The sequence below is a fragment of the Stenotrophomonas sp. PUT21 genome, assembly GCF_052232875.1.
GTDB classification, from domain to species: domain Bacteria; phylum Pseudomonadota; class Gammaproteobacteria; order Xanthomonadales; family Xanthomonadaceae; genus Stenotrophomonas; species Stenotrophomonas maltophilia_N.
Map to the genome: position 1 here is coordinate 3,826,092 of NZ_CP197645.1, position 16,942 is coordinate 3,843,033.

The 16,942-nt window shown below is 69.3% G+C and carries 13 protein-coding genes; 1 reads left to right on the forward strand and 12 read right to left on the reverse strand.

Annotation, left to right across the window (positions count from 1 at the left end):
* Window positions 1–8 precede the first annotated feature (8 nt).
* The 3 genes from ACTT2I_RS17250 to mgtE all read right to left on the reverse strand — a co-directional run bounded on the left by ACTT2I_RS17250 (window position 9) and on the right by mgtE (window position 4,929).
* Entirely contained in the window at window positions 9–707 is a 699-nt protein-coding gene (locus tag ACTT2I_RS17250; RefSeq protein ID WP_421098781.1) for an alpha/beta fold hydrolase, read from the reverse strand.
* 47 nt (window positions 708–754) lie between these two features.
* Complete coding sequence (locus ACTT2I_RS17255) at window positions 755–3,484, reverse strand: bifunctional acetate--CoA ligase family protein/GNAT family N-acetyltransferase (protein ID WP_293980772.1); 2,730 nt, start codon at window positions 3,482–3,484, stop codon at window positions 755–757.
* A 74-nt stretch (window positions 3,485–3,558) separates the two neighbouring features.
* Window positions 3,559–4,929: a magnesium transporter gene (gene mgtE / locus ACTT2I_RS17260; protein ID WP_088433457.1), complete on the reverse strand. Its 1,371-nt coding sequence runs from the start codon at window positions 4,927–4,929 to the stop codon at window positions 3,559–3,561.
* A gap of 343 nt (window positions 4,930–5,272) precedes the next feature.
* On the opposite strand from mgtE, the gene ACTT2I_RS17265 reads away from it, so the two are divergent.
* Window positions 5,273–7,078, forward strand: coding sequence for a monovalent cation:proton antiporter-2 (CPA2) family protein (locus tag ACTT2I_RS17265; RefSeq protein ID WP_088433456.1), 1,806 nt, complete (start codon window positions 5,273–5,275; stop codon window positions 7,076–7,078).
* 74 nt (window positions 7,079–7,152) lie between these two features.
* Here the strand turns inward: ACTT2I_RS17265 and ACTT2I_RS17270 are convergent, their stop codons facing one another.
* The 9 genes from ACTT2I_RS17270 to ACTT2I_RS17310 all read right to left on the reverse strand — a co-directional run bounded on the left by ACTT2I_RS17270 (window position 7,153) and on the right by ACTT2I_RS17310 (window position 16,912).
* Window positions 7,153–10,488, reverse strand: a complete 3,336-nt coding sequence (locus tag ACTT2I_RS17270) for an ankyrin repeat domain-containing protein (protein WP_421098780.1) — start codon at window positions 10,486–10,488, stop codon at window positions 7,153–7,155.
* Entirely contained in the window at window positions 10,481–10,747 is a 267-nt protein-coding gene (locus tag ACTT2I_RS17275) for a YcgL domain-containing protein (protein ID WP_019185480.1), read from the reverse strand. The genes ACTT2I_RS17270 and ACTT2I_RS17275 overlap by 8 nt, the downstream gene beginning before the upstream one ends.
* A gap of 261 nt (window positions 10,748–11,008) precedes the next feature.
* Entirely contained in the window at window positions 11,009–11,446 is a 438-nt protein-coding gene (locus ACTT2I_RS17280; protein WP_293980778.1) for an excinuclease ATPase subunit, read from the reverse strand.
* Window positions 11,447–11,520: 74 nt separating this feature from the next.
* Window positions 11,521–12,762: a beta-ketoacyl-ACP synthase gene (locus ACTT2I_RS17285; protein ID WP_088433453.1), complete on the reverse strand. Its 1,242-nt coding sequence runs from the start codon at window positions 12,760–12,762 to the stop codon at window positions 11,521–11,523.
* A complete protein-coding gene (fabG, locus tag ACTT2I_RS17290; RefSeq protein WP_421098779.1) occupies window positions 12,762–13,493 on the reverse strand; it encodes a 3-oxoacyl-ACP reductase FabG in 732 nt (243 codons plus the stop codon). Before fabG ends, ACTT2I_RS17285 begins: the two co-directional genes overlap by 1 nt.
* The gene (locus ACTT2I_RS17295) at window positions 13,490–13,951 is read right to left on the reverse strand and encodes an ApeP family dehydratase (protein WP_019185484.1); all 462 of its coding nucleotides are present in this window, start codon (window positions 13,949–13,951) and stop codon (window positions 13,490–13,492) included. Before ACTT2I_RS17295 ends, fabG begins: the two co-directional genes overlap by 4 nt.
* Window positions 13,948–15,135 (reverse strand): beta-ketoacyl-[acyl-carrier-protein] synthase family protein, encoded by a 1,188-nt coding sequence (locus ACTT2I_RS17300; RefSeq protein ID WP_421098778.1) that lies wholly within the window; start codon window positions 15,133–15,135, stop codon window positions 13,948–13,950. The genes ACTT2I_RS17295 and ACTT2I_RS17300 overlap by 4 nt, the downstream gene beginning before the upstream one ends.
* Entirely contained in the window at window positions 15,132–15,683 is a 552-nt protein-coding gene (locus ACTT2I_RS17305) for a DUF3261 domain-containing protein (protein ID WP_088433450.1), read from the reverse strand. The genes ACTT2I_RS17300 and ACTT2I_RS17305 overlap by 4 nt, the downstream gene beginning before the upstream one ends.
* Window positions 15,671–16,912 carry an NAD(P)/FAD-dependent oxidoreductase gene (locus tag ACTT2I_RS17310; RefSeq protein ID WP_421098777.1) on the reverse strand — a complete coding sequence of 414 codons (1,242 nt, stop codon included), beginning with the start codon at window positions 16,910–16,912 and terminating at the stop codon, window positions 15,671–15,673. Before ACTT2I_RS17310 ends, ACTT2I_RS17305 begins: the two co-directional genes overlap by 13 nt.
* Between the last annotated feature and the right edge of the window lie 30 nt (window positions 16,913–16,942).

The window sequence follows — 16,942 nt, forward strand, 5'->3', positions numbered from 1 at the left end:
GTCGGCACCTACCGGAGCAACCAGTCCCGCATCGCCGCGCTGACCTCGTCGGGCTTTTCCATCGGGGCCAGATGCCCACAGTCGGGCAGCACCACCAGGCGCGAGTGCGGCACCAGCGCATGCATCTCCTCGCTGATCGCCAGCGGGGTGATGCGGTCGTTCGCACCGCACACGATCAACAGCGGATCGCGATACCCGGCCAGCACGTCGTGGCCATCCACGCGGTCCAACGCACTCTGCCGCAGGAACACCTCCGCACCCAGCCGTGCGGTCATGTCGCGCACGCGCTGGACCAGCACATAATCGTCCAGCCGCGAGGCGTCGATGTAGCTGCGCATCAACGTATCGCCAAAGCCGTGGAATTTTCCGGGCAGGCGCACACTGGCGCGCTGGGTCTGGCGTTGCCTGGCACGCTCGGGCGAGTCGGCATGGATCGAGGTATCGATCAGGGCCAGCCGCAGCACCCGTTCCGGCGCGGTGCGCAGGATCGCCTGCGCCACGAAGCCGCCCAGCGAGAAACCAGCCAGGGCGAAACGCGCCGGTGCCTGGGCCAGCACATCATCGACCACCGCCTGCATCGTCTCGCCGCGGGTCTGGTCGCCGACGATGCACTCGGCGATATCGGACAGGTCGGCGATCTGCGCACGCCAGAGTTCAGCGTCGTTGAGCAGGCCGGGGAGCAGCAGCAGGGGGATACGATCGGTCATGCCGTATTGTCGCCCCGCCCGCGTGCCCACGCCGTACCGCGATCGGCTCAGTGCGTTGCAGGATCGGGTGCCTGCGGCACCTGCACGTCCTGCACGGGCAGGGTCACCACCATCACCGTCGAATCGTCCGGGTCGAGCTTGGTCTTGAAGCCCAGGCTCTGGCACATCGCGAGCATGGTGCTGTTTTCGCGCAGCACCTGGCCTTCGATGATGTTCAGCCCGAGCCACTGCGCGTACTCGATCATGATCGCCATCAGCCGCCAGCCGATACCATGGCCCTTGAGGTCGGAGCGGATCAGGATGCCGTACTCGCCACGGTCGTAGTCCGCATCGGCGTGCAGGCGCACCGCGCCGAGCATGTCGCCGCTGCGCGGGTCGATCGCCACCAGCGCGATGGAGCGCGCGTAGTCGAGCTGGGTCAGGCGCGCGATGAATTCGTGGCTGAAATGCTTCACCGACTGGAAGAAACGCAGGCGCAGGTCGTCATCGGTGACGCGGGCAAAGAAAGCGCGGAACAGCGCGTCGTCCTCGGGGCGGACCGGACGCACGAAGGCGGGGGCGCCATCGGACAGGGTAATGGTGCGTTCCCACTCCTTCGGATACGGGAACACCGCGAAACGCGGGTGGCCACGGCCCTTGTGCAGCTTGCGCGAGGGTTCGATCGCCACGCGCGCGTCCAGTGCGATCACACCATCACGGTCGGCCAGCAGTGGATTGATGTCGAGGGTGCGGATCTCGGGAATGTCGGCGGCGAGCTGGGCGAGCTTGACCAGGATCAGCGCGACCGCGCGTTCGTCGGCGGCCGGAACATCGCGGTAGGCCTTGAGGATGCGCGAGACGCGTGTGCGTCCGATCAGTTCGTGTGACAGCCGCAGGTCCAGCGGTGGCAGGGCGATGGCTTTGTCATCGATCACTTCCACCGCCGTGCCGCCGCGGCCGAACACGATCACCGGGCCGAAGGTCGGGTCATCGGCGATGCCGGCAATCAACTCGCGCGCCTTGGGCCGCACGATGGTCGGCTGCACCAGCACGCCATCGATGCGCGCATCGGGCCGCTTCTCGTGCGCACGCGCGATGATCGAGGTGGCCGCCGCATGCACCGACTGCAGGGTGCTGAGGTTCAAGCGCACGCCGTCCACATCGGACTTGTGCGGAATGTCGGCCGAGAACACCTTGATCGCGACCGTGGCGCCCTGCTCCAGCAACGGCTGGGCCAGGTCCATCGCCTCGTGGGCATCGCGTGCCTGCATCACCGGCGCGGACGGAATGCCGTAGGCATTGAGCAGCTGGTGGGTGGCGATCGGGTCCAGCCACTGCTGGCCGGCCGCGAGCGCAGCCTCCACCAGCGCGCGGGCGCCGGCGGTATCGACCACGAAATCCTCGGGCAGGCTGGGCGGGGTTTCCATCAACGCGGCCTGCGCGTCGCGGTAGCGCACCAGATGCTGGAAGCCGCGGACCGCCTCGGCTTCGGTCGGGTAGGTCGGCACGCGCGCGGCATTGAGCGTGGCGGTGGCGCGGTCGTCGTTGCCCAGCCACACCGCGAACACCGGCTTGTCGCGGTGATGGCGCGGGCGCAGGCCGAGCGTGCGGGTCAGCGCCTGCGCGGCATCGGCCGAGGAGGTGAACGCGGTCGGCACGTTGACCACCAGTACCGCGTCGTTCTCGGTATCGGACATCAGCGCTTCGATCGCGGCGGCATAGCGGTCGCCGTCGGCATCGACCACGATGTCGACCGGATTGCTGCGCGACCAGCCCTGCGGCAGCACCGCATCGAGCTGGGCGACGGTGGCCGGCGACAGCTCGGCCAGACTGCCACGCAGGGCCAGCAGCTGATCCACCGCCAGCCGCCCGACCCCGCCACCGTTGCTCAGGATCGCCAGCCGGCGCCCGGGGAAGGTGCCCAGCCGGCCCAGCGTTTCGGCGGCGGTGAACAGCTCGTCCAGCGCGCTGACGCGCAGCAGGCCCGCGCGGTTGAACGCCGCCCCATACACCGCATCGGCACTGGCCAGCGCCTGCACGTGCGTGTCCGCATCCGGGTTGATGCGGATGTGGCGGCCGGATTTGACCACCACCACCGGCTTGGCGCGCGCCGCGGCACGCGCGGCCGACATGAACTTGCGCGCATCGCGGATGTGCTCGACGTAAAGCAGGATCGCGCGGGTGCGGTAATCGGTGGCGAAGTAATCGAGCAGATCGCCGAAGTCCACATCCAGGGTGTCGCCCAGCGAGACCACGGCGGAGAACCCGACCGAGCGTGCCACGCCCCACTCCACCAGGGCCGCGGCGATCGCGCTGGATTCGGAGATCAGCGCCAGATCGCCGGCCTGCGGGAAGTGCGCGGCGATACTGGCGTTCAAGCGCGCATGCGGGGCGATCACGCCCAGGCAGTGCGGGCCGAGAATGCGCAGGCCCTTGGGCCGTGCGGCCGCCTCCACCTGCGCGGCCAGCGAGCCCGGGCCCTCGCCCAGGTTGGCGGTGAGGATGATCGCCGCGCTGACCCCGCGCTCGGCGGCCGTGGCCACCACCTGCGGCACGATGCTGGCCGGGGCGGTGATCACCACCAGTTCCGGCACCCAGTCCAGGTCCTTGAGCCGCTTCACGGTGCGGATGCCGTCGATCTCGCTGTAACGCGGGTTGATCCAGGCCACCTTGCCGGGGAAACCGGTGCCGCGCAGGTTGCGCATCACCGCCCGGCCGGCGGAGCGTTCACGCGGGCTGCCGCCGATCACGGCGACCGACTGCGGGCGGAAGACGGCTTGCAGGTGGTAGGTACTCATGCGACCAGACAGTAACAGGGACGGGGGTGATTAATAATCACCCCCGTCCCTGTTATTAACGACCTCCGTCCCTGTTAAAGGAGGGTGCCGCGCAGGATCATCGCGGCGATGCTGAAGTAGATGACCAGGCCGGTGACGTCCACCAGCGTGGCCACGAACGGGGCCGAGGCGCTGGCCGGGTCGAAGCCCAGCCGCTTGAGGATGAAGGGCAGCATCGAGCCGGACAGCGAGCCGAACGTGACAATGCCGACCAGGGCCGCGCCGATGGTCAGTGCCAGCAGCTGCCAGTGCTCGCCGTAGTCGTGCAGGCCCAGCAGCTGCCAGGACACGATGCGGATGATCGCCAGCACGCCCAGGATGGCGCCCAGGGTGATGCCGGTCGGCACCTCGCGCAGCGCCACCTTCCACCAGTCGCGCAGGCGCAGTTCGCGCAGGGCCAGGCTGCGGATCAGCAGCGAAGTCGCCTGCGAGCCGGAGTTGCCGCCCGAGCTCATGATCAGCGGGATGAACAGCGTCAGCACCACCGCACGTGCCAGCTCGTCTTCGTAGTGCTGCATCGCGCTGGCGGTCAGCATCTCCCCGAGGAACAGCACGCTCAGCCAGCCGGCGCGCTTGCGCAGCATCTCGAAGAAGCCGATCTGCATGTACGGCTTTTCCAGCGCTTCCATGCCGCCGAACTTGTGCACGTCCTCGGTGGATTCTTCGATCAGCGCATCGAGGATGTCATCCACGGTGACGATGCCGAGCACATGGCGCTGCGCGTCCACCACCGGGATCGCGAGCAGGTCGTGGCGGCGGATCAGCTGCGCCACTTCTTCCTGGTCGAGCTGCACATCCACCGTCACCGGCGGGTTGACCTGGGCGACGTCGAGGATGGGCTCCTCGGGCAGCCCGGTGATCAGCCGGCGCATGGTGACGACCTGCACCAGCGCACGCGTGTGCGGGTCCAGAACGTAGATCGCGTAGACCGTCTCGCGGGTGCGCTCGACCTCGCGGATGTGCTGCAGGGTGCGGCCCACCGTCCAGTCCGAGGGCACGCTGACGAACTCGGTGGTCATCAGCGCGCCGGCGGTGTGGGCCGGGTAACTCAGCAGCTGCTGGATCGCCTTGCGGGCCTCGGGGCTGAGCAGCGGAATCAGGCGCGCGCGCTCGTCCTCATCCAGCTCGTGGACGATATCAGTCGCACGGTCATCGGCCATCAGCCCGAGCAGGGCCGCAGCGCGGGCCACCGGCATGGCCGCCACCAGGTCGCCACCGCGGTTGAGCTCGGGCTGCTCGAGCATCTTCACCGCGCGCGGCAACGGCAACGCGGCCAGCGTGTCGGCGGCGCGCGACAGGCTCAGCGTGTTGAGGAATTCCACCGCATCGGCGGTGTTGAAATTATCGAGGGGTGCGCTCAAGGAGGCGGCATCGGCCACCGGGCGCAGCAGGTCTTTCTGGTTCATCGTATTCGCCTGTGGGTATCGCATTGCGCGACGCCAACGCTGGCGAACCGACCCGTGTCAGGCGGTAGCCATCGCTGGCGTCGAGCAAGGTCGACTTCTACTGTCGCTGGACATGGGTTGGGGACTCCGGAAGGGTTTACTGCCGACGGCGGACGCCAGCAGCGGCGGGCAGTCTGGACCCGGGTGTGACGCAGGTCAACCCTTGAGCGGCGCGCCGTTCGGGTAATAGTGGCCTTCGGCCCGCATCGCGGCCGCATAATGGCGCGTGGCTCCGGCCGCAGGCCCCGGCTGCCGGGGAGGCTCTCCACCCGCACGGCACACGATCCCATGAGCAGGTTCCCCCATGCATAGCGGCGCGCTCGAGCTGGCCCTGGTGCTGCTGCTGGCCGCGGTGATCGCCGTGCCGGTGTTCAAGAAGCTCGGCCTTGGCGCGGTGCTCGGCTATCTGGCCGCCGGCGTGGTGCTCGGCCCGGATGGCCTGGGCTTCGTGCAGGATGCCGACCGCATCCTCAGCGCTGCGGAAATCGGCGTGGTGATGCTGCTGTTCGTGATCGGGCTGGAGCTGTCCCCCGCCCGGCTGAAGGTGATGCGCCGCTCGGTGTTCGGTGCCGGCGCGCTGCAGGTCGCGCTGAGTGCCCTGGTGCTCGGCAGTCTGCTGATGCTCGATCACTTCCAATGGAAGAGCGCGTTGATCGTCGGCATTGCGCTGGCGCTGTCCTCCACTGCGGTCGGCCTGCAGTTGTTGTCCGAGCACAAGGCGATCAACAGCGATTACGGCCGGCTGGGCTTTGCCATCCTGCTGTTCCAGGACCTGATCGCGATCCCGCTGCTGGCGGCGATTCCGCTGCTGGGCGGCGCGCGCAACGACACCCTGCAGTGGAATGACGTGGCGATCGCCCTCGGCGCGCTGGCCGTGGTGATCCTGTGCGGGCGGCCGGTGCTGCGCCGGCTGTTCAACATCATCGCGCGGACGCGCAGCCCGGAAGTGTTCACCGCCACCGCACTGCTGGTGGTGCTGGGCACCGCCTGGTTCATGCAGGAAGCGGGGTTGAGCCCGAGCCTGGGCGCCTTCCTGGCCGGTGTGCTGCTGTCCGATTCGGAATTCCGGCACGAGCTGGAATCGCAGATCGAGCCCTTCAAGGGGCTGCTGCTCGGCCTGTTCTTCATCGCGGTCGGCATGGGCATCGACCTGGACCGCATCACCGCCGAGCCGATGACGATCGCCGCCGGCGTGGCCATCCTGCTGGTGGTGAAGTTCGGCCTGCTGTTTGGCATCGGCAAACTGGCCAAGCTGCGGACCCGCCACGCGGTGCTGTTGGGCAGCGTGTTATGGCTGGGCGGCGAGTTCGCCTTCGTGGTGTTCAACGAAGCGCAACGGGTGCACCTGCTCGGCGATGCCAATCATGATCGGCTGGTGGCGATCGTCGGCCTCTCGATGGCGATCACGCCGCTGCTGATGATCGGCCTGATCCGGCTGCTCGGCCGCGATGACGGCCCCAAGGCCGCGCCCACGCCTGCCGACAAGGTCGACATCGGCGATGTGCAGCCGCAGGTGATGATCGCCGGCATGGGCCGCTTCGGCCAGGTGGTGGCGCGCCTGCTGACCGCGCAGAAGATCCCGTTCGTGGCGCTGGAATCGAACCCGGATACCGTTTCGGACCTGCGCCGGTTCGGCAACAAGCTCTATTACGGCGACCCGACCCGGCCGGAAATGCTGCGTGCCGCAGGCGGCGAGCACATCCGCGTGTATGTGGTCACCCTGGATGATCCGGACGCCAACATGCGCGCCACGCGGCTGATCCGGCGCATGTATCCGGACGCGGTGGTGCTGGTGCGCGCGCGCAACCGCCAGCATGCGTGGCGGCTGATGGACATGTCCGCCGAGCCGTTCCGCGAGGTGTTCGGCACCAGCCTGGAGCTGAGCGAACGGATGCTGATCGCGCTGGGGATGTCGGTGGAGACCGCACGCAACCATGTGCAGCGCTTTCGCGAGCATGACGAAAAACTGCTGCGCGATCAGTACCTGGTCTATGACGACGAAGCGGCGGTGATCCAGACCTCGCGCGATGCGCGTGCGGACCTGATGCATCTGTTCGAGGCGGATGCGGAGAGTGATGGGAAGGGGGCGGACGGCGATCCGCCGCGTTGATGAACCTGCGGATGCACCGCTTGGTGCATCGAGGATGCGCGGCCGGCCAGCGGCCGGCACTATCAGCCGCGGCGTCAGCCGTTGTCGCGCAGGAACCGGGCCATCGAGGACACGCCCGGCACCAGCGGTTCGAACTCGCCCGCGACGTCGATGAAGCCGCGCATCACCGCGATCTCGCGCGGGCTGCGGTTGAGCGCATCGCGCACATCCGGGTCGGCGCCGGCACGCAGCAGGCGCTGCACCAGCAGCGGCAGCCCGTGCAGGGCGGCCAGATGCAGCGGACCGAAGCCACGCGGATCGCGCACGTCCAGCGAAACCTCTTCGTCGAGCAGGCGCTCCACCGCCGCGAGCACGATCTGCTCGTCGCAGGCGGTCCCCGGTTCGGCGCGTGCGCCGAGCAGCAGCAGCAATGGCGTGACCGAGCCGGCCGCGGCCTGGTCCGGTTCGGCACCGGCCAGCAGCAGCGTGTCGAGCAGGGCGAGCAGCCGTGAGCGGTCGCGCGCACTGAAGCCATACAGCGCGGCGCAGTGCAGCGGGCCCAGTTGCTGGGCATCGCCGGCGTGTACGTTGGCACCGGCGGTGAGCAGGCGCGAAACGATATCCGGCAGGCCCAGCGCCGAGGCCAGCATCAGTACGGTGACGCCGCCCGGCAGGCGGTATTCCAGTTCGGCCCCGGCATCGAGCAGGGCCGAGACGATATCGATCTGACGCATGCTGACCGCCGCCGACAGCGGCGTCGCACCACTGGCCGCGGCGTGCTGCGGATTCGCGCCGCGGGTGAGCAGCAGATCCACCACGCCCAGGTGACCGCCACCGGCGGCGCGCAGCAGCGCGGTGCAGCCCTGGGCGTCGACCACATCGACCCCGAAGCCGAGATCGATCAGGCGGCGCACGGCATCGGCATCACCGGCCATCGCGGCGGCCGGCAGGTCGCCGTCGCGCAGCGCGCGGCGCGGCAACGGCCAGACGCGCCAGTCCAGCCAGTCGGCGAGATCGCGGCGGCCGATCGACAGCGCCACGCCCAGGGGCGTCTGGCCGTCGGCGGCGCGGGCTTCGGGTGAGGCGCCCTGCTGCACCAGCAGCTTGATCGAGCCTTCGCGCGCGAGCGCGGTGGCCAGATGCAGGGCGGTCATGCCATGGCTGTCGCGTGCTTCGCGATCCACGCCCAGCGTCAGCAGGGCCTGCTGCAGGCGCAGCCAGCCCAGGCGCACGGCCAGCGACAGCGGTGGATCGCCGGCCGGCGACGGCGCGAACGGATCGGCGCCGCGTTCCAACAGTTCCAGCGCGAGCTGTTCCAGCCCGCGCGAGGCGTGGTCGTGCTGCGCGCAGGCGCTCAGCAGCCGTGCGAGACCACCGCGACCGGCCGGGGACAGGCCGCGGCGCAGCAGCACCTGCAGGGCCGGCACCGCATCAATGCCACGCGCCAGCAGCGCGAACATCGGGGTATCCCCGCAGGCATCGAGTACTTCCGGGGCCGCGCCGTGCGCGAGCAGCCAATCCAGTGCCTGCGGATCCAGCGCCAGTTCGGCATCGTGCAGCAGCGCACCGAGTTCCTCCGGCGCGCACAGGCGGGCCAGCGCGGCCATGCCGTCGACATTGCCGAAACTCAGCGCTTCACGCAGCAGCTCCAGTGGCGGGCGGTCCGGCAGCGATGGCGAGGCCGCATCGCTGTCGCCGGACATCACCAGGCCATCGCTGACCGCGGACGGCAGCGGATAGGACGGATCCAGCAGCGAGACGATCGCCCAGCGCCCGGCGCCCGCGGCGATGTCCACCGCACGGCGGCCCTGCGGGTCGGCCACGTCGGCGGCGATGCCCAGGTCGCGCAGGCGGCGCACCAGCAGCGGCGACACGTTGTCGGCCATGCAGGCCAACAGCACGGCGTTGCGGCCTTCGCCATCCACCGCATTGAGGTCGGGGTGGTGCGGCAGCAGGTGTTCGACCACGCCGGCACGGCCGCCACGGGCGGCCTCCAGCCATGGCGTGCGCGCCAGTGCATCGCGCGCTTCCAGGTTGGCGCCGGCAGCAAGCAGCACATCGATGATGTCGACATGACCGGCCAGCGCGGCTTCGTGCAGCGCACTGCGGCGCTGGCGGTCGCGCGCGTCGGCGCGGGCCTTGTGCTTGAGCAGCAGCTGCACACCGGCCGGATCGTCTTCTTCGGTACCGGCGGCGGCCAGCAGCACGGGCGTGCCCTCGGCCGGCTCGGTCTTGGCCCCGCGCTCGAGCAGGAATTTGGCCAAGCGCCAGTTGCCGACCTGGCAGGCCACGGCCAGTGGCGACCAGCCGTCGTCGTTGAGCGCATCCACTTCGGCGGCGGCATCGCGCAGCAGCGCGGCGACACCGGGATCGGAACTGCGCGCCGCGTGATGCAGCGGCGTGTTGCCCTCGCTGTCCACCGCGCGCGGGTCGGCGCCGTTGGCAAGCAGGGTCATCACCGCCTCGGGGCGGCCGTGCCAACTGTCGCGGGTAGCGGCCAGCAGCGGAGTCATGCCACGGTGCGGGGCATTGACGCCCACGCCGCGCGCGATCAGCTCACGCAGCAGGCGCAGGTCGGGCAGCACCGCGGCCAGCACGGCCAGGCTGCGCTGGTCGCGCCAGGCCGGATCGGGCAGGCCGTGCGGGTCGGCACCCGCCTGCAGCAGCTGCAGGGCGCGGTCGACCCGGCCGCTGCGCGCAGCGTCGTACAGCGCCGGCTGTTGCTCGTGCAGGCCGATCGATTCCAGCGGCGTTGGCTCTGCGTGGTGATCGGCGAATGGGTCATCGCGGTCGGCGCGTGCCTCGACCGGCAGGGGAACGCCCAGTGCGGTGGCCGGCGCGATCGTCTGCAGCAGCAGGTGCGCCAACGGCGACAGCACGACCACCGCCCCGGCGATCGGCCAGTGCAGCGCGTCCGAAACCAGGCCCGGCCACGCCGGCAGCACCACCAGTGCGCACACCAGCACCACCAGCGCAGCCACGGCCAGGCCACGCCAGGCGGTCAGGTCGCGCCCGGCCAGCGTCTGCCAATGACGGGCAAGGCTGCCGTCGCTGCGTTCCACGTCATTCCACAACGGCCAGGTCCGCCACACCCCCAGCAGCGCGGCGCTGACCGCCACACTGAGGCCGAGCACGGCGGCCAGGCTGCCGCTGTCGTGCAGCGCACTCAGCGGCCAGGCCACCAGCAGGGTCAGCAGCAGCGGGCCCAGGCCCCACAGCGCCAGCAAGGCCGGTGCATCGTGGCGAGCCACCTGCGGCAGCGGCTGCAGCGCGCGGGTACGGCGCCACCACGACACCGCCAGCGCGAACGCCGGCTGCGCCAGTGCGGCGCACACGGCGCCGGGCACGCCGCCGACGGCCGCGGCCAAGGCCAGCAGCACACCGAGGGCGGCAGCGGCGGCAACAGCGCGGGGGCGTTGGGATTCAATCATTGCGTCGCGGGAACCGGACCGGCGCCAACGGGGGCGGCGGCAGTTGCAGGTGGAATCCACGCTCGGTCAGGTTCTGGCGCACTTGTGCGGCATCGACCTGGGCAAGGCGACGGTCGGGAGTCAGGGCCACTTCGAGAACGAACTGGAACGGCGCCAGCGAGGCCTTCACCGCGTCCGGAATGACCGAGAAGTCATCACGAACGGCGAGATAGACGAAGCTGTCCTGCTTGCGTTGGCTTTTATAGACGTAGGCTTGCATGCCGCAGGGCGTTGCCCAGGGTAGTGAATGGCAATGATTGTGGAGGAAAGCCGGCACAGGTGAAAGCTGCGTGCACTCTCCGCCGTCGGTTTTCCGTCGCGCGACAGCATCAGGTTCATCAATGTGGTGATGTCGTTCAGCTGCGCGCCGCTGCAGTCTGCCGTCGCCGCCGTGATGAATGCGTCGCTGTGGCGATGCGGCGGGTGCCCACGTTCGCCGCCGCGTGGACCACCGCCCCGGCAGGGGCAGTGATCCGGGAGCTCACTTCACCTTGGCGTAAGTGCCCTTCAGCGCCACGCCGGCCAGAATGGCGCCCGCGTAGCATTCGTAGTTGGTGCTGCTCTTGAATTCGTTCTTCTTGTAGTAGCTGACGATGTCGACCACCGCATTGGCGCCGCGCGACCTGGCCCCATCCTGCAGCGCGCGCAGCGCCGACAGCGCCACCCAGCGGCAGGCGTCGGCATCGCTCTTGTTGGCGGCGTTGGTCTTCTTGTTGGTCACGTCCTCGCCCAGGCGCTCGACGACGCTGGGCTTTTCGCCGGCCAGGTAGAACTTCACGCTGCCGTCGATCCCGACGTTGCGGGCTTCGGCGGAATTGACCAGCTCATGCAGCGACTGCTCCACGCGGGTTTCGCGGGCCTGGGCGGTACTGGCCAGGGCGAGCAGCGCGGTGGCGGCGATCAGGGCAAAACGACGCATTCAACGTTCTCCTTGTTGGTGGGACGCGAGGGTCCATGGAACGACCGGCCCGCAGGGCTGGCCGAAAACAGCGGTCAGCCCTGCCAGCGGCGGAAGATCAACGAGGTGTTGATGCCGCCGAAGGCGAAGTTGTTGCTCATGACGTAGTCGGTCTGCAGGACACGGCCGTCACCCTGGATGTAATCCAGCGCGCCGCAGCGGGGGTCGACCTGGTGCAGGTTCAGGGTCGGGGCGAACCAGCCCTCGCGCATCATCTCGATGCTAAGCCAGGCCTCGAACGCGCCGCAGGCACCGAGCATGTGGCCTACATAGCTTTTGAGCGAGCTGATCGGCATGCCGGGGCCGAACACCTGGTGGGTGGCCTGGGTTTCGGCGATGTCGCCGTGCTCGGTGGCGGTGCCATGCGCGTTGACGTAGCCGATCCGGTCGGCAGCCAGGTCGGCATCCTCCAGCGCCAGCCGCATCGCCTGGGCCATGGTGCCGGCGCTGGGCTGGGTGACGTGCTGGCCGTCGCTGTTGGTGCCGTAGCCGACCACTTCGGCCAGGATCGTGGCGCCGCGCGCCTGCGCATGCTCCAGCTCTTCCAGGATCAGCGTGCAGGCGCCCTCGCCCAGCACCAGGCCGTCGCGGTGCGCATCGAACGGACTGGGCGTGGTCTGCGGGGCGTCGTTGCGCACGCTGGTGGCGAACAGGGTGTCGAACACCGCCGCGGCGGTGGCGTCGAGCTGCTCGGCACCGCCGGTGACCATCACGGTCTGTTTGCCGCTGCGGATCGCTTCATAGCCCGAGCCCACGCCCTGGCTGCCCGAGGTGCAGGCACTGGAGGTGGTGTAGACCCGCCCGGACAAGCCGAAGAACACGCCGATGTTCACCGGTGAGGTGTGGCTCATCATCTTCAGGTAGGTGGTGGCGCTGATGCCTTCGGTGGTGTGCTCATGGAGCATCCGGCCGAACTCGGCGGTGGCCTCGTGGCTGCCCGAGGACGACCCGTAGGCTACGCCGGCCATGCCACTGCGCAGCACCGGATGGCCGAGCAGGCCGGCCGCCTCCAGCGCCAGTTCGGTGGCGCGCACCGACATCACCGCGACCTTGCCCATGCTGCGGGTGGTCTTGCGGTTGTAGTTGGACGGCAGCTCGACATCTTCGGCCGGTGCGGCCAGGCGGGTGTTGAGGCCATCGAAGACCTCCCACTCGGGGATGTAGCGCACCGCATTGGTCCTGGCCCGCAGGCGCGCATGGATGCTCGCCCAGTCCTGCCCGAGCGGGCTGATGGCAGCCGCGCCGGTGACCACCACGCGACGATCGGGCCGGGCCATCAGACCATCCCTCCGTTGACCGAGATCACCTGGCGGGTGATGTAGCCGGCCGATTCGGAGAGCAGGAACGAGACCGCGGCGGCGACCTCCTCCGGCTGGCCCAGGCGGTTGGCGGGAATCAGCTTGAGCGCGTGCTCGACCACTTCTTCGTTGACCATCTCGGTCTCGATCAGCCCGGGGGCCACGCAGTTGACCGTGATCGCGCGGCTGGCCAGTTCCAGCGCCAGCGCCTTGGTGGCGCCGATGATGCCGGCCTTGGCCGCGCTGTAGTTGGTCTGGCCGCGGTTGCCGACCAGGCCGGAGACCGAGGACAAGGTGACGATGCGGCCGGGCTTGCGCCGGCGCACCAGCGGCATCACCAGCGGATGCAGCACGTTGTAGAAGCTGTCCAGGTTGGTGTGGATGACCGCATCCCAATCCTCGGCCGGCATCGCCGGGAAGGCGCCATCGCGGGCGATGCCGGCATTGCAGACAACCCCGTAATATGTGCCGTGCGCGGCGATGTCCGCTTCCAGCGCGGTACGCGCGGCATCGCGGTCGCTCACGTCGAACATGAGCACCCGGGCCTGCCGGCCCAGCGCCTGGATCTCGGCCACCACGGCCTGCGCTTCCTCGATGCGGCTGCGGCAATGCACCACCACATCGAAGCCGTCGCGCGCGCAACGCAGCGCCACGGCACGGCCGATGCCACGGCTGGCGCCGGTCACCAGCACGGTCAGATTCCCTGTCATGCCTCTCCACTCTCCAGATAGGCCATCGCGTCCGTGGGTTCAAACACGGAGACGTTGGCAACCGCCATTTCGATATCGCCCGCCAGGATCCGGCAGGCGAACATGCCCAGGCCATTCTCGCCCAACAGCTCGCAGTTCGCCTCCACCCGCAGGCAGCTGCCGGCGGCGAAGAACGGCTGGTGGGCGGTGTAGCGGCGGGTGCCGAGCAGGAAGCCGATCGACGGCGCGCGGCCGGCGTGGCGTGCGCGGCACCCGGCCCAGGCGGCGATCGCCTGCGCCATGTACTCCACCCCGACCCAGGCCGGCACGCCGTCAGGTGTGCAGAACAGCCCCTGCGCGGGCACGTCCACCTCAACGGCGATGGACTCGTCCTGCCAGGCCACCACGCGGTGGATCAGGCGCATGCTGTCGCGGTGCGGGAGCACCGCATCGATGTCATCGGGCAGCGGCATGCTCATCCTCGCGCCAGTGCCAGCACGGCGTTGCTGCCGCCGAAGGCGAACGAATGGCTGAGCACGTGCTGCAGCGGTTGCGCAGCGCACGTGCCCGGTGCCACCAGGGCCAGCGCCGGCAAGGCGTCATCGGCCTGCCCGTCCCACCAGTGGGTGGGCAGCTGCTGGTCGGGGTTGTCGGCCAGGGTCATCCAGCACAGCGCCGCCTCGATCGCGCCGGAGGCGCCGAGCGTGTGCCCGGTCAGCGGCTTGGTCGAGCTGGCCGGCACCTGCGTACCCAGCACCGCGGCGACCGCCTGGCTTTCCATCGCATCGTTGTGACCGGTGGCGGTGCCGTGCAGGTTCACGTAGTCGATCTGCGCCGGATCCAGCCCAGCCCGGTCCAGCGCCTGCTGCATGGCATCGATCGCGCCCCGTCCCTGCGGGTCAGGCGCGGACATGTGGTGGGCATCGGACGATTCGCCCCAGCCGGACAGGCGCACCGGGCCCGGCTCGCGGGTCATCAGGAACAGCGCGGCGCCTTCGCCGATGTTGATGCCGCTGCGGTTTACCGAGAAGGGATTGCAGCGCACCGCCGAGACCGACTCCAGCGCGCTGAACCCGGCCACGGTGAAGCGGCACACCGAGTCCGCCCCACCGGCGACCACCGCATCGACCACGCCGGCGCGCAGCAGGCGTGCGGCGGACATCAACGCCTTGGCGCTGGACGAGCAGGCGGTGGAGATCGTCCAGGACGGGCCGGTGCAGCCGATCCGCTCACGCACGAAGCGCGCGGCGGTGCCCATTTCCTGCTGGGCGTAATGGAAATCCGCCGGCCACACGCCATCGCGATGATAGGTGCGCAGTGCGTGCTCCGACTCGCCGATGCCCGAGGTGCTGGTACCGATGATCACCGCCACGCGCTCGGTACCAAAACGGGCGACGGCGGCATCGACGGCCTCGCGGATCTGGCCAAGCGCAGCGTCCAGCAGGCCGTTGTTGCGGCCGCGCAGGGCCACCGGCAGGTCGGCCAGGTCCGGCAGCGGCGCCTGCACCTCGCCCAGCGCCAGTGTGCGGCCGGGCAGGAGGGTGTCGTTGTCGTGCAGCCCGCCGGGATGCGCCGCGAACAGGCCCTCGCGCACCTGGGCGCGGTCGGCCCCCAGTGCGCAGATCACGCCCAGCTCGTTGAGATAGACCGCGCTGCTGCTCACTCTTGGCCCTGCCCCATGTCCATTGATTCGATCACCAGTTCGTAGCCCTCGGCCAGGTTGCGCAGCCGCACGCGACCATCGGGCAATGTCTCGCGCACCAGCCAGGGGGTGCCGCCCTGGACCAGACTGCGCACGCCGTCGGTTTCCTGCAGGCTCCAGCCGTCCGGCAGCGCTGCACGGATCGCCGTGGCCGGCCATAACGCGAACTGCAGGTCGTCGAGCACGCGCTCGCCGCGTACCTGCGGCGGCAGCCACGGCGCCCGGGTCTGCTCCAGATGCTGCCCGTCCCAGACCATGCGCACGCCGGTCTGGCCCATCGCCTGCACCGCCAGCCGCACTTGTTCGGCATCCACCTCCAACAGGGCATCCAGCTCGCGCTCATGACTACCGAAGCGGAACTGCAGGCGCTGCTGCAGCTGCACCGGCTGCGGCAATGCCGAGGGCGCCAGCTGCAGCGTGGGCAGCTGTACCAGCGGCGTGGGCATGCGGGTGCTGGCGCATGCGGCCAGCAGCAGGCCCAACAACAGGGTCAGGATCAGGCGCTGCACAGTTCCTCCAGCACGCGCAGGCGCCGGCCGCTGGCGTCGGCAACGTACGGATTGTTGGTATCCCAGGCATAGCCGGCCAGGATCGAGGAGATCATGCGGCGCACCTCCGGCTGCGGATCGGGATGGTAGATGATCTTCTGGAAGCCACCGGCATACCAGGCCTCGACGAAGCGCCGGAAGGTTTTCACCCCGGCGCGCAGCGGCACCGAGAAGTCCTGTTCCCAGTCCACCGTCTCACCGGCGTGCTCGCGGGCCAGGCAATCGCTGGCCAGCTGGGCCGATTTGAACGCGATGGTCACCCCCGAGGAAAACACCGGATCGAGGAACTCGCCGGCGTTGCCGAGCAGGGCATAGCCTTCGCCCCACAACGAGGAGACATTGGCCGAGTACCCGGTGATGGTGCGCACCGGCAGCACCGCCCATTCGGCGTTCCCGAGCAGGCGGGCCAGGTTGGGATCCTCACCGACGATGGCCTGCAGCTTCTCCAGATCGTTGCCCGGGTAGCGCGCGAAGAAGCTCGGCTCGGCCACCACGCCCAGCGAACAGCAGCCGTTGGAGAACGGAATCGTCCAGTACCACACGTCCACGTGCTCGGGATGGGTGGTGATCAGGATCTTGTTGCGGTCAAAGCCCGCGCCAGCCGGAATGTGGTCGCGCACATGGCAGAAGATCGCACCGCGCACCGGGAAGTTCGACGGCGACTCCAGGTTCAGCAGGCGCGGCAGCAACCGGGCGAAGCCGCTGGCGTCGAGAATGAAACCGGCCTCGATGGTGTACTCACGGCCATCGGGCCGGCGCACCTGCACCTGCGCCGGACGCCCGGGCTGCACGGACAGCACCTCATCACCGAAGCGCAGCGTAGCGCCCATGCGCTCAGCACCGCGCGCCAGCACGTCATCGAAGTCGGCGCGCTGCACCTGGTAGGTGGTGCCCCAGCCCGGCGAGAACTTGTCGCGGAAATCAAACTCGGTGGTCGCCTCGCCACGCACGAACGCCGCACCGTTCTTGTACTGGAAGCCGGCCTGCACCACATCCTGCAGCAGCCCGGCCGCCTCGATGTATTCCATGCTCTGCGGCAGCAGGCTCTCGCCGATGGAGAACCGCGGGAACGCCTGGCGCTCCAGGATCAGCACCTGGCGCCCCTGGCGGCGCAGCATCGCCGCCGCCACGGAGCCGGCCGGGCCGGCGCCGATGACGAGGATTTCAGTACGTTCCACCTGCGGGTTCATCGATACATCCTTGATCAGATCATGAGAGGG